This is a genomic window from Larkinella terrae, assembly GCF_009668025.1.
Lineage (GTDB): Bacteria > Bacteroidota > Bacteroidia > Cytophagales > Spirosomataceae > Larkinella > Larkinella terrae.
This window is the reverse complement of sequence record NZ_WJXZ01000009.1, coordinates 33,084-45,899: the sequence shown is the minus strand read 5'-3', so window position 1 is coordinate 45,899 and position 12,816 is coordinate 33,084. Positions and strand designations below refer to the sequence as shown.

Annotated in this window: 13 protein-coding genes; 7 read left to right on the top strand and 6 right to left on the bottom strand. The window is 49.0% G+C overall.

The window, feature by feature from the left end:
- The first annotated feature begins 101 nt into the window (after positions 1 to 101).
- Complete coding sequence (locus GJJ30_RS32050; protein ID WP_170299199.1) at positions 102 to 710, top strand: hypothetical protein; 609 nt, start codon at positions 102 to 104, stop codon at positions 708 to 710.
- 7 nt (positions 711 to 717) lie between these two features.
- Here GJJ30_RS32050 and GJJ30_RS14735 read toward each other — a convergent pair whose 3' ends face one another.
- From GJJ30_RS14735 to GJJ30_RS14720, 4 genes are all read right to left on the bottom strand, one after another.
- Complete coding sequence (locus GJJ30_RS14735) at positions 718 to 1,497, bottom strand: hypothetical protein (RefSeq protein WP_154175937.1); 780 nt, start codon at positions 1,495 to 1,497, stop codon at positions 718 to 720.
- A gap of 108 nt (positions 1,498 to 1,605) precedes the next feature.
- Positions 1,606 to 1,809 (bottom strand): helix-turn-helix domain-containing protein, encoded by a 204-nt coding sequence (locus GJJ30_RS14730; protein ID WP_154175936.1) that lies wholly within the window; start codon positions 1,807 to 1,809, stop codon positions 1,606 to 1,608.
- 3 nt (positions 1,810 to 1,812) lie between these two features.
- Positions 1,813 to 2,340: a DUF2975 domain-containing protein gene (locus GJJ30_RS14725; protein ID WP_170299198.1), complete on the bottom strand. Its 528-nt coding sequence runs from the start codon at positions 2,338 to 2,340 to the stop codon at positions 1,813 to 1,815.
- A gap of 479 nt (positions 2,341 to 2,819) precedes the next feature.
- Positions 2,820 to 3,872, bottom strand: a complete 1,053-nt coding sequence (locus tag GJJ30_RS14720) for an AMP-binding protein (RefSeq protein ID WP_154175934.1) — start codon at positions 3,870 to 3,872, stop codon at positions 2,820 to 2,822.
- Between the two features lie 166 nt (positions 3,873 to 4,038).
- Here GJJ30_RS14720 and GJJ30_RS14715 point away from each other — a divergent pair, with 166 nt between their 5' ends.
- From GJJ30_RS14715 to GJJ30_RS14705, 3 genes are all read left to right on the top strand, one after another.
- Positions 4,039 to 4,497 (top strand): DUF2452 domain-containing protein, encoded by a 459-nt coding sequence (locus GJJ30_RS14715; RefSeq protein ID WP_154175933.1) that lies wholly within the window; start codon positions 4,039 to 4,041, stop codon positions 4,495 to 4,497.
- 84 nt (positions 4,498 to 4,581) lie between these two features.
- Positions 4,582 to 5,406, top strand: a complete 825-nt coding sequence (gene menB, locus GJJ30_RS14710) for a 1,4-dihydroxy-2-naphthoyl-CoA synthase (RefSeq protein WP_154175932.1) — start codon at positions 4,582 to 4,584, stop codon at positions 5,404 to 5,406.
- A gap of 9 nt (positions 5,407 to 5,415) precedes the next feature.
- Complete coding sequence (locus GJJ30_RS14705; protein ID WP_154175931.1) at positions 5,416 to 6,432, top strand: GntR family transcriptional regulator; 1,017 nt, start codon at positions 5,416 to 5,418, stop codon at positions 6,430 to 6,432.
- Here GJJ30_RS14705 and GJJ30_RS14700 read toward each other — a convergent pair.
- The gene (locus GJJ30_RS14700) at positions 6,405 to 7,301 is read right to left on the bottom strand and encodes an N-acetylmuramoyl-L-alanine amidase-like domain-containing protein (protein WP_154175930.1); all 897 of its coding nucleotides are present in this window, start codon (positions 7,299 to 7,301) and stop codon (positions 6,405 to 6,407) included. The two genes, GJJ30_RS14705 and GJJ30_RS14700, sit on opposite strands and share 28 nt — an antisense overlap.
- Positions 7,302 to 7,396: 95 nt before the next feature.
- Complete coding sequence (locus GJJ30_RS14695; protein WP_170299197.1) at positions 7,397 to 9,142, bottom strand: alpha-amylase family protein; 1,746 nt, start codon at positions 9,140 to 9,142, stop codon at positions 7,397 to 7,399.
- Positions 9,143 to 9,408: 266 nt separating this feature from the next.
- Here GJJ30_RS14695 and GJJ30_RS14690 point away from each other — a divergent pair, with 266 nt between their 5' ends.
- The 3 genes from GJJ30_RS14690 to GJJ30_RS14680 all read left to right on the top strand — a co-directional run bounded on the left by GJJ30_RS14690 (position 9,409) and on the right by GJJ30_RS14680 (position 12,774).
- Positions 9,409 to 11,286: a glycoside hydrolase family 13 protein gene (locus GJJ30_RS14690; protein WP_154175928.1), complete on the top strand. Its 1,878-nt coding sequence runs from the start codon at positions 9,409 to 9,411 to the stop codon at positions 11,284 to 11,286.
- Positions 11,287 to 11,364: 78 nt separating this feature from the next.
- Complete coding sequence (gene pgmB, locus GJJ30_RS14685; RefSeq protein ID WP_154175927.1) at positions 11,365 to 12,030, top strand: beta-phosphoglucomutase; 666 nt, start codon at positions 11,365 to 11,367, stop codon at positions 12,028 to 12,030.
- Between the two features lie 171 nt (positions 12,031 to 12,201).
- Complete coding sequence (locus tag GJJ30_RS14680; RefSeq protein WP_154175926.1) at positions 12,202 to 12,774, top strand: DinB family protein; 573 nt, start codon at positions 12,202 to 12,204, stop codon at positions 12,772 to 12,774.
- Positions 12,775 to 12,816 lie beyond the last annotated feature (42 nt).

Sequence of the window (12,816 nt, the reverse complement as noted above, 5' to 3'; positions counted from 1 at the left end):
CTATTGTTTTGGAAAACCGGTTTAAGATTTATGCCACACTGAGTTCCGCATTTTTTTATTTATTTCTGATTCATTCCTTTCCGAACTGGCGCAACTATTGTTTGATATTCTTTTCCGTTTTCGCGCTATTCATCAATGTCAATTCCTATTACATTTATACACCGGAGGTAGCAAACAAATACAGTCGCTCCGTGGCCGACACCTATAACTGGCGTAGGCATCAGACTGAATTGTGTAATTACAGTTCGATTGAAAGCAGTCTTTATTTCTTATTACCCGCTTATCAACAAGGTTATTGGCAGGTTCCCGATTTATTTCCGGAATTTGACAGGTTGGTAAAATCAACGGTGCAGCAACGGAACTTCCAGTCGCATACTTTTCAGACCCGGCATTTTATTTACGCCGAAACGAACTCTCCGCAGCTTTCTCTGGAAATTGAGACCATGCCCCTTCAGCGTACGGGCATCCGTGACAACCTGTTTGTGGTTTTGCACGATGAAGGCAGTCAAACGACATACCTTGCCGGTACCTTACCAAAAGTGGCTGGCCGTCGTAAATTGTTGTCGGAAGGTAGTTATTTCGGCCCCGGTTTTTCGACCGTGATTCCTCTGCAAGCCGTCCGCCAGGGTCAATACCGGCTGGGCTGTTTACACCAGAACGCGGATGGTCACCTGCAACTGATCATGACCCAGCAAATAATAACCCTATAGCGGTCAATTAGCTCTGAACCAGCTGGTTCAGCAACTTCCGTAGTTTGTTCACGGCGCTTTCATCACCAATTATGGACGTGCCGGTTTCATACCATTCGGGCGTTCCCAGATTCAGATATCGACCGGTTTTGCGGGGTAAATCGGGCAGGGCTTCTTCACTGAGGTAGTCAACGGCGTAAAACACTTCCATCATCGACGTTAATTCTTTCCAGGGCAAGGTCCTGGATTGACTCTGGTTGTTTTTCCGGGCTTCCAGACGAACTTCCCGCCGACTAAACGAAGCCGTCAAATGAGCTTCCGTGCGGTTGCCCGCTTCGATGACGACGTAAGTTACTTCAAACGGTTTTTCTTTCCCGGAGACTTCATAAGTTGCCTGAATTAACTCCTGGCTTAAAAACTGCCATTCCGTCGGGTGAGACGGCGTTCCCGCCGATTTTGATTGTTTTTCACCTTCAATCGTCACCAGAAAATAATCCTGATTGTCGTTTAATTTCTCCTCATTAAAGGTTTTCAGCTGAGTTCTTCGAATGAGTTCGCCAACGGTTTTTGTCCAAACCGGCAGCAATTTTCCCGACCAATCAAAATCATCGTTGATTGAAAATCCTTCACCCGTAATTTCCTCTTCATCCAGTTCATCCCGGTCAGTGTACGTCATAACCACCTCAATTTTCAGCCCGTTGTCGGCCGCTGAATGGGCGGTGATTGTAAAAAAATGGGCGTACGGCGGTGGAACTGCCTGAGCAGTTTGGTAGCGAATTTCAACACTTTTAAAGCTGGAATCGGACATTGCAGGGAATAATAATTGAAGAATGAGGTTCAGCAAAGATACGCCGAATCGCTCAAAATGAATGGCCTCGTTTCCAGTAATGCGAAACGCCCGGAATCTGAACCACACTCATTTACTGTATTCCAGTATATCCGCAGGCTGACAATCAAGCACTTCGCATATTTTTTCGAGTGTGGAAAAACGGATTGCTTTGGCCTTACCGGTTTTGAGAATGGAAAGATTTGAAAGGGTAATGTCCACTTGTTCAGCGAGTTCGGACAAAGACATTTTCCGGCGCGCCATCATGACATCGAGGTTAACAATGATCGGCATGGCTTAAACCGTTAAAGCGTTTTCCTCCTGAATGAAAAGCCCGCGCTGGTAAATAATGGCGATGGCGTAGATAACCAGGCCGGTAATAAAACCATTACCAATCTGTGTGATCAGGTCGAAACTGGAGTTATGAAGTTGTTGAAATACCAATTTATTGAAGATAATGTAATGAACTATTTTCAGGACATCCGAAACGACAAACAATATCGCCAGCATTTTCAATCGTTTAAAAATACTTTGTTTGAAGGGTTCAACCACGTTGGCTTCGCGAAATATTTGCCGGAATTGCGCCAAAATTCCTATGATCAGTAAAAAATTCAACAAAATGACCGCGAACGAATAATACCCCAGCGTTGAATTGGGCTCCACTTCCAGGCGGTATCGATTCACAATCGGGAAAAATTTAATCAGCCCATCGGTCGATGCCTTTGCTTTGGAGTTCTTTTTGTCATCCTCAACCTTAAAAACAAGCGGGCCGCTGCCGTCAAAAACGTACGATTTAGGCTTTTCCTGATTCGTGGCGAAGACCATAACCTCGTGACTAAAATAGGAACTTCCTTTCCCTGATCGATCATCCAAAAAACTTAACACCGATTTCACGGCTAAAAGTATGGTCAGCACAATCATACCGAAGTACAAAAAGCTGGTGGCTATCCGAAGAAATGAAAAAATGGCTTGTGGTTTCATACGATTGCTTGAAGTTTACGAAGCAAAAGTATTTCACCAATAATTGAAAAGCAATTATTTTTTATTGTTTTTCAATAAATTTTAATTGACAAAAATTAAAAACAGCTATTTGAGCTGTCGCAATTATGCCCAGAAAATCTGCTTTTTTGTGGTTTTAGTGGCTGTCTAAAATTCAGATTTTCCCTTTCTTCGATCTGCCCCCAACCCCCTAAAGGGGGCTTTGAAATGCCGATTAAAGCCCGGCACCGGCCGCCCGGCCTTTAGGGGGTTGGGGGCAAAACGGAAAAGGAAAATTATAAATTTTAGACAGTCTATTTGTGACTTTAGGAGTAAGCGGAAACAATTTCTTTTTTGTCAATTTTCCCGGTGGATGTTTCTTTAAAAACCGGAACAGTAACAATTTTTTTGGGGAGCGCATACGGCCCCATTTCCTCTCTGATGGCGGTTTTTATGTTCTCCAGGCGGTTTTCGGACCATTCCTGCTTTTCCAGAAATAAAGCAACCTGTTGACCCAGCCGCTCGTCGGGCAGGCCGTAAATAAAATACCGGTTTGCAATGCCTTCATTGGCTAACACTCGGGCAATGATTTCTTCGACCCGCTCCGGCTGAATTTTTACGCCCCCGCTGTTAATTATCGAATCGGCGCGACCCAGCAAACGGAAATGCCTTGAATCCACCAATTCAACGACATCATTGGTCTGAACAATTTCAAAGTCAGTGGCTGCGGCTTTGATGTTCAGGCAGTTCCGGTCATCAGTGCCAATTTCAACGCCCGTCAACGCGGTGAATACCTCCGTACGGTGGGGGCCATTGAGTCGGCGAATGGCAATGTGGGAGACGGTTTCGGTCATGCCGTACGTACTGAAAACCGGTGCATCAATAACCTGCAAACGATCTGCCAACGTGCGGTCAACGGCAGCCCCTCCCACCAGAATGGCTTTCATTTTGTTCAGCACGGGCAGGGTTTCAGCCGGTTCTTCCAGCATGGTCTGCATCTGCAATGGGACAAAAGCCGCAAATGCAATTAGCTCGCTATCAGCCGATAACAAACGGATCGGATTCGACGTTGGCTCGATTACCGTCATTACCAAATCAAGTTCCAGTCCCCGAACCAGCATCATTACCCCCGCTATATAGTCCACATTCAGGCAAACCAGTGCCTGATCACCCGGTTTTAACCCAAATGTTTGTCCCGTCAATCGGGCACTGGCGACCATCTGACGGCGGCTGAGCGAAATGGGTTTCGGCGCGCCGGTCGAACCTGAGGTGTAAAGGGCAAAAGTTGACTGACCGGAAATCCACGCCCGGCAAAACGCAATCGCTTTGGCGTCGTATTCGGTCTGCGGTTCTGGTAAATTACCCGGTGCGATTCGCATGAGTTGTACGGTTTGAATCGTAAAAATAACCTACTTTTGCCTCGATTTAGTGTGAATCAGTTTAGGGTCCTTCGTTTAAGGTTTAGGGTTCAATTGCAGCTGCAATCGGTTAGCAGACCCAAATTTCAATCGGAAAACCATAAACTAAAAACGGAATCAAGGCCATATGGCAAACGAAGCATTTGAAAATCCCATTTCAGTTGATAAAGTTACGGACAAACCCGGTTTGCTCGAATACGCGCATTCGGTGGGGGGCGCACTGATCAAACCGGAAGACAAAGGGAAAATGAAAGGCCGGGCGGTTTCGGCCATGCGTGAGCAAACCGATTTGCAGTTGTCGCAGTTATATCGGCAAATGCAATTGCTGGCCGAACAGGCTACGGCCATTCGCAATCGCGTCGAAGTATCCGAACGGATTTATGGCGCGCAGATGGGATTTGAGCCAATTGTCGGACACACGTATTATTTCTACGAGAAAAAAGACGGTACCGATGTCCTGTCGATGATCGCACCCGGCGAATGGGGCCGGATCTTCCCATTCCGGCGGTGTGTGGCCACGGTTCGGATGATGGCCGACCATACTTGGGACGTTACGTATCACGACAGTGAGTTTTCGGAAGCATAGAATTCTGATCGGCACGCAACCTTTGACCGAACTTGCGTGTCTGACTGGCAAATAGCAGTGTACAACCATTCTACTATTTTTACAATGCAGAGCAAATACCCGTGGGAAACCATTAAAGAATACAGCGAGATTTTATTTCAGTATTACGAAGGTGTTGCCAAAATAAGCATCAACCGGCCCGAAAAACACAACGCCTTTACGCCCCAGACCATCAAGGAAATGAGCGAAGCGATGGAACTGGCCCGACAGGACGAACGCGTCGGGGTCGTGATACTGACGGGTGAAGGCGGCAAGGCGTTTTGCAGCGGAGGAGATCAGTCGGTGCGCGGCCACGGCGGTTATGTGGGCGAAGACAATGTTCCCCGCCTGAACGTCCTTGACCTTCAGATGCAAATCCGACGGATTCCAAAACCGGTTATTGCGATGGTGGCGGGTTGGGCCATTGGCGGTGGACACGTCCTGCACGTTGTCTGTGACCTGAGTATTGCCGCCGATAATGCCCGTTTTGGCCAAACCGGTCCGAAAGTCGGGAGTTTCGACGGCGGTTTTGGTGCTTCGTACCTGGCCCGGATTGTCGGACAGAAAAAGGCCCGGGAAATCTGGTATCTGTGCGATCAGTATGACGCACAGGACGCCCTGCAGATGGGACTGGTCAACAAGGTCGTTCCGCTGGACCAGCTCGAAGATATGACACTCGACTGGTGCCGAAAAATACTTGAAAAAAGCCCGATTGCGCTGCGCATGCTAAAAGCGTCTTTCAACGCGGAACTGGACGGTCAGGCGGGGATTCAGCAACTGGCGGGTGATGCAACCCTGCTTTATTATTTATCGGAGGAAGCGAAAGAAGGCAAAGACTCGTTTTTACAGAAACGCAAACCGGATTTCAGTAAATTTCCTAAATTTCCCTAAGCCCAATCCATGATTGATCTTCATATCGAATCTCAGTCGAGCGTACCCAAATACCGTCAGATCGTCAACGCGGTGATCAACGGCATTGAAATTGGCACCTTAAAACGTGACCAGCAATTGCCGTCGATCAATGAACTGAGCGAAGAATACTATCTGGCCCGCGATACGGTCGAAAAAGCCTATAATTACCTGAAAAAAGAAGGAATCATTCAGGCTGTTCAGGGAAAGGGGTTTTTCATTCGGCGTGAAGGGCCGGGGCAACTCCGGATTTTGCTGCTGATCAACAAGTTTAGCGCCTACAAAAAGATCATCTATTATTCGCTGGTGAATGCGCTGGGTCACAACGCCATTGTCGACCTGCGCATCCACCACCACAGCGCCCAGCGGTTTAAAAAATTGCTGAATGAAAATCTGGGGCAATACCATTATTACGTGGTGATGCCGCATTTTTACGAAGAGACCGAGCAGGTCAACATCGTTAAGTTGCTGGAACAGATTCCGTCGAACGAATTGATCATTCTGGACCGGGATATTCCTGAGCTTAACGGGGCGTATTCAACGGTTTACCAGCAATTCGACCGGGATATTTACGAAGCCCTGGAGTCGGGTCTGGATGTCCTGGAAAAATACAAACAACTGACGCTGGTTTTTCCAAAAGAGGTGTACTACCCCCGGGAAATCGTGCGCGGTTTCCGCAACTTCTGCGTGCATTACAAAAAGGAATTTGAGCTGCTGGACACCCTGACAGGTCAGGATTTGCAATCGGGAACGGCTTATATCGTCTTGGAAGACAGCGATTTAGTTGAACTTGTCCGGCAGGTAAAACAGCGGGGATTGCAACTGGGGCAGGACATTGGCGTGCTGGCCTTCAACGAAACTCCCCTGAAGGAAGTGCTGGCCGATGGCATTGCCGTGATTTCAACCGATCACGAAAAAATGGGGGAAACGGCGGCCCGGATCATACTGGAAAAACGGAACGAAAAAGTAAAAAACCCCTTTCAGTTGATCCGCCGGGCGTCTTTGTAAGACAGGTTCTGGGTTGCGGTTTCTTTCAGACGAGCCACCCGAATTCCCGAAAACTGGCGGTTCCATTGAACGTAATCGGCGAGCGGTTCTGCCGAAATCATCACCTCCCCGGCTTGCGACGACGCATGCAGCAAATGAGCCCGGCGCTCTCCGGTGGAATCGGTTTGCCAGACAACAAACCCGACGTGTTTCATATCCAGGCCGGGTCTTGAAGCCGTCAGCATGATGATGTCGCCTTCCTTCAGGCTGTTCTCGATTTGCCGAATCTGTTTTTTGGGAATAAACCAGAAACTCTGCTGACTGATTGCCGACTCGATCAGCGCAATCTGCTGGCGGTTTTTCGGGTCGGAGAGCTGCGGATATTTCCACGTACTTTTGGTCATGTACGAAACCGGTTTCGAAACCTGCATCCCTCCTATTTTCTGCGTTACATCCCGAAGAATGCCTTTCTGTTCGTTGTCTACCAGCCATTCCGAAAAATAATGCAAGCGGCTGGCAAAGCCGTTAATGATTCCGTTCCGGTACCGAATCTGGGTTAAGTTTTTCCGGAAAACCCGCTCAAATTGCACCGAATCCGGATCGCTCAGCAGTTGGTGACGCGTCAGGGAAAGGGCCAGCGTCGTTTCCAGAAATGTCGTGCAATCGAATGCCCGGAAGTTGACAACCAATTGCTCGGTTTCGTTAACATCCAGTGTATGAGGCACGTATGGGCGTCCCAGAAAAGATTTGCTAATCGCGACCGCCGTTTCAGCCGGTGTCGTGCCGGGAGCAGACACCGGTTGTCGTAGTGAAGAAAAATTCGTGGATTCCTGGGCAAACGTATGAAATAATGGCCCCAAAGCCACCAGCAAGGTAAACAGTTTCTTCATTCAGGTACGGTGGTTAAGAAGACGCAAATGATAAAACGCGCGACCGTTTTCCGTGAAAATAGCAAAAATCTGACCACGACGCCATTCCCGACAATTTATTTGATTTCCAGAACCAGAACGCTCAGGGGCGGCATTTCGACTGGAACGCCCGCAGTTGCGGCTGCTTTGAGTTTGGTTTTTGTTCGAAAAATATCGGTTAATGAATAGGTTTTCGCGCCATCCAGTTGCAGCGTTTTCCAGGCTTCTGCCGGAATGCGAACGGTGGTTTTAGCGGTTTTTTCCTTATCAAAATTGCAGATTATCAACAGTTTCTGCTGAGCCGAATGCCGCAGGTAACTATAAAGCCGATGCTGGTCGTAGCCTGGACTCTGGCCGTTGTTATTGACATATTGCAAATCGTAAAATTCCCCGGTTCGAATCGCGTCACTGGAATTGACCAACTGGTTCAGCTGCTGATAAAATTTTCGTAACTCTTTCTGATCCTGGCTCAGTTTCCCGCCGTCAAACCGGGTGGTTTTCCCGATTTCGCCGTTCGTCCAGGCCTGGTATTCGGGAATGCCCCAATAATCGAAAATAGTCGTCCGGCCGTCTTCGCCCTGAAATCCTTCGGCCTGCGTGGGGTTTACGCCCAGTTCCTGACCAAAATAAATCATCAGGGGACCCGTGTGCAAGGTTGCCGAGAGGGTCATGGCCGGAACCGCCGTCCACGGATCGTGGGCAAAAAACCGGGAGGCAATGCGCTGTTCGTCGTGGTTTTCCAGAAACCGCAGCATATGGTTGGCGTAATCGCCGGATTCCTGCTGCCAGACCTTCGTAATGTCTTCCGTTGATCCCTTGCCTTCCATCAGTCGCCGGAGGGCGTCGTACAAGCCCACCTTATCGTACAGATAATCGAATTTGCCGGTAAAAATATAATTGCGGTATTGCTGCGGATTGTAGATTTCGGCGATAAAAATCAGGCCGGGATGAGCCGCTTTTACCTGCGGAATCGCCCAACCCCAGAATTCAACCGGCACCATTTCGGCCATATCGCACCGAAAACCGTCGACGCCCTTAGCCGCCCAAAACAATAAAATGTCCCGCATTTTGACCCAGGTGGACGGAATCTGGTCAAAGTGCGTCCGGCGGTTATTTAGGTAGTCGACGCCGTAGTTGAGCTTGATCGTTTCGTACCAGTCATTGATATCCGGTTGCGCCTTGAACACATCATTGCCCGTGGCTTTGGCCGGATTTTCTACATAATTCTCGGACGGCTTTTCCGGCGTCGTAACCGATTGCGGAACCTGAAAGGTCTGACCGGGCAGGTAATAAAAGTTATTTTTCGGATCAAACGCCTTCCCGGTATCGTCGCCCTCGCCCAAGTCCTGCACACCCGCCGGTTTGGCGTCGGAAAAGTACTGGCGGGCGACGTGGTTGGGAATAAAATCGATCACAACTTTCAGATTATTAGCGTGGGAGCGTTTCAGCAAATCTTCAAATTCACCCATGCGGTTTTTCACATCGACGGCCAGATCGGGGTTCACGTCGTAATAATCTTTGATGGCATAGGGCGAACCCGCCCGGCCTTTCACCACCTGAGGATTGTCTTTTTTAATTCCAAAAGCCGAATAATCCGTCATCAACGCATGTTCGACAATGCCTGTATACCAGACATGCGACACGCCGAATTTCTTCAGTTCCTGTAATGCTTTGGAGGTAATGTCATTAAATTTTCCGACCCCGTTTTCGTCCCGGCTTCCCCACGGCTTGTTGGTAGAATTTTGATTCCCGAATAGTCGCGTAAAAATCTGGTAAATAACGAGTTTGTCGGATTTGACGTCAGCAGGTACTGATGTATTCATAAGTAAGGTTGAAAGTTCGCAGGAAAACGTGGTTTTTGGTTGCAACAGGCCGATCGCTGCCAGGGCGATAGAAAACGTCCTGCGGTTTATTTTCCCTGATTCGGCAGCGGCTTTATCGGTCTTCATGTCCAAGATATACATTTAAAGGTGTTTGCCTGGGCTGGGCAATCGATTTTGGGCGCAAATTTCGAAACTACTGGAAAAATGAAAACAATTCCTTTATTTTAACCTATTTTTGATTGCTTTCTGATCCTTTTTAATCCGTTATGAACCGTTCCGTTCTTCTGCTGATTCCGCTCGTTCTTCTGGTTCATTTCCAAACGCTGGCACAAACCGCATCCATTCAGCGCGTCGATCCAACAAACTGGTGGGTCGGCATGAAAAACACCAACCTGCAATTGCTGGTGTACGGTCCCAAAGCCGGATCACTAACGTATTCGATCAATTATCCCGGCGTCAAATTGCTCAAAACGCATCCGGCCGAAAACCCGGACTTTGCCTTTCTGGATCTGACCATTTCGCCGACCGCCAAGCCCGGAACATTTCGGATTGTGGGGAAAAATGGCAGCCAAACCGCCAGTCATTCCTACGAATTAAAAGCGCGAACGAGCGGACCGAAAGGTCAGGGCGTTTCATCCGCTGATTTTATATACCTGATCATGCCCGACCGCTTTGCCAATGGCGATCCGGCCAATGACGCTTTTGCTGATATGCTCGACAATAAAGTCGACCGCTCCGTTCCGCACCTGCGCCACGGCGGTGATTTACAGGGCATTACAAACCACCTGGATTATTTGCAGGAACTGGGCGTCACGGCGATCTGGATGACACCGGTTTTGGTCAATGACGAAACCCTGAAGCAGGAAGCGCCGGATCGGATGCAGGCCGGTTACCACGGATACCATTTTACGGACCATTACCAGATCGACAAACGGTTTGGCGGCAACGAAGTCTATCGCCAGTTTGCGCAAACGCTCCACCAGCGTGGCATGAAACTGGTTCAGGACGCTGTATATAACCACGTCAGCGACGACCATTGGCTGTATAAAAATCAACCGTTTAAAGACTGGTTCAACCAGTGGCCTGCTTATACCGGAAGTTCGCACAAAGAGCAGGCGTTGTACGATCCGTATGCGTCGGCAATTGACCGGAAAGTGCTGCTGGACGGCTGGTTTACGCCTTTTTTACCGGATTTGAATCTCCGAAATCCTTTCCTCGCAACTTATTTAATTCAAAACGCCATCTGGTCCACAGAAGCGTTTTCGCTGGATGCCTGGCGCGTGGATACGTATAAATACAATGATCTGAACTTTCTGAATCGCTGCAATCAGGCGCTGATGACGGAGTTTCCCAACATTCACATTTTTGGGGAATCGTGGGTAGGCAATCCGGTGGCGCAGGCATTTTTTGTCAAAAACCGGATCGATCAACCCTTCAAATCCAACCAACCGGGCGGTCTGGATTTTGTGTTGTACGACGCCACCAATGCCGCCTTGCGGGAAGATTTCGGTTGGGATTCGGGCGTCAACCGATTTTATCAGGCGCTCACGACCGACGGTTTGTATACTGATCCGCAAAAACTGGTGACCTTTCTCGAGAACCACGATACGGATCGGTATTTATCCGTCATTGGTGACGATCTGGCGAAGTACAAAATGGGTGTTACCTGGCTGTTGACGACGCGCGGCATTCCATCGTGGTATTACGGCACGGAGGTGCTGATGAAAAACACCAAAAATCCGTCGGATGCGGAAGTTCGCCGGGATTTCCCGGGTGGTTTTTCGGGTGATCGGGAAAACAAATTTTCGGATGCCGGTCGAACGGAACGGGAAAAAGACGCCTTCAATTATGTCAAAAAACTGGCGAATTACCGGAAGAACACGCCCGCTTTGCAGTCCGGGAAGCTGATGCAATATGTGCCTCAAAACGGAACGTATGTATACTTTCGGTACAATGGTTCCAAAACCGTATTGGTGGCTACCAACTCGCTCGACCGGGAAGTGACGCTGGAAACCGCCCGGTTTTCGGAACGGCTGAGCGGTTTTAGCAAAGCCCGCAATGTGCTGACCGACGAGTCGATCAATAATCTGACAACCCTGAAATTGCCCGCGAAAACCGTGGTTGTCCTGGAGTTAAGTCGCTAAATTTCTGGCACGCAAACGTCATGAAAGTGTTTTTTTATCGCTTTCTTGCATTGTACAACCTGCAAAATCAAGCCTGAAATGCCCATAAAAGCCTTACTTTTTGACCTTGATGGCGTCATTGTCGACACCGCCATTTACCATTACCAGGCCTGGCGACGAATGGCCAACACCCTGGGATTTGATATTTCGGAAGAATTTAATGAGCAATTAAAAGGCATCAGTCGAACCGAATCGCTGGAAATTATTCTGGCCCACGGCGGCAAAACCGTATCGGAAGAACAAAAACTGGAGCTGGCAACCCGGAAAAATGAATGGTATCTCGAACTCGTTTCACAGATGACGCCCGCGAACATTTTGCCGGGTGTACCTGCGTTCTTCGAGGCCGTCAAAGCAGCTCAGTTAAAAACCGCTCTAGGTTCCGTCAGCAAGAATGCCCGACTGATTCTGGAACGAATCGGCATGCTGGACGATTTTGACGCGATTATCGACGGCACGAAGATCACTCGCGGCAAACCCGATCCGGAAGTTTTTTTGAAAGGAGCCGCCGAACTGGGCGCTCAGCCAGACGAATGTGTGGTTTTTGAGGACGCCGTTGCGGGTATTGAAGCCGCCAAGCGGGGGGACATGCTGGCTATCGGCATTGGTGACCCCACGGTTTTAACACAAGCTGACCTGGTCGTTCCTTCCCTGGCTCAATTGACTCTGGAACGTGTCCTAACCCTGTCAGCGGTCGGAAGACCCTGACAGCGGTTGAACGCAGCGGTTAAACGTCTTAACCTGTCAATACCGGACTGTCACTAGGGACAACAGACCCTGGCAGCGACTGAAATTAGTGTTTCTATTTACTTTTAAATGCAACCGCTGTCAGGGTCTAGCGACCGTAGCGACGGCCCGGCGCTGACAGAATTTAGGCCCATGCAAAAACTAGAAACCGCTCAACAGCTTCAAGAGCGAATCCGGACGGTTTTGGAGACAGTCGAGCGGGAGTTTCGGCCGTTGTCCGACGAACACCTGAACTGGAAGCCCGACACCAAACGCTGGAGCATAACCCAGTGTCTGCAGCACCTGAACCTGGCGGAACGGTTTTACATTCGGAATATTCAGAAAAAAGTAGACGACCTCCGGCTGGTGGAGGGAACCCCGACGGATCAGGCGCTGAAGAGCGGTTTGGCCGGCCGGTTGTTGCGCCATACTGTGGACCCGAAAACGAAAATGAAACTGCCAACGGCTTCGTTCATGAAGCCCCGCAACGACCTGGACGCTGGAGATGTCAGGAAGCAATTCGTTGAATTACAGCAACTTTTGCACGATCTGCTGAACAAAGCTACCTACCTCGACTGGAATGAGGAAAAACTGATGACGCTGTTTGGTAACTGGCTCAAAATCAATCTGGGCGATGCCTTGTTGATGCTGGTCGCGCATACCGAACGGCACATCAATCAGGCTTTGCGCGTGAAACAGGAAGCGGGCGCTTTTCTGTCGAAATAAAATTTTTATGCATATTAACGGTTTGAAAAACCGGTTTGCCAA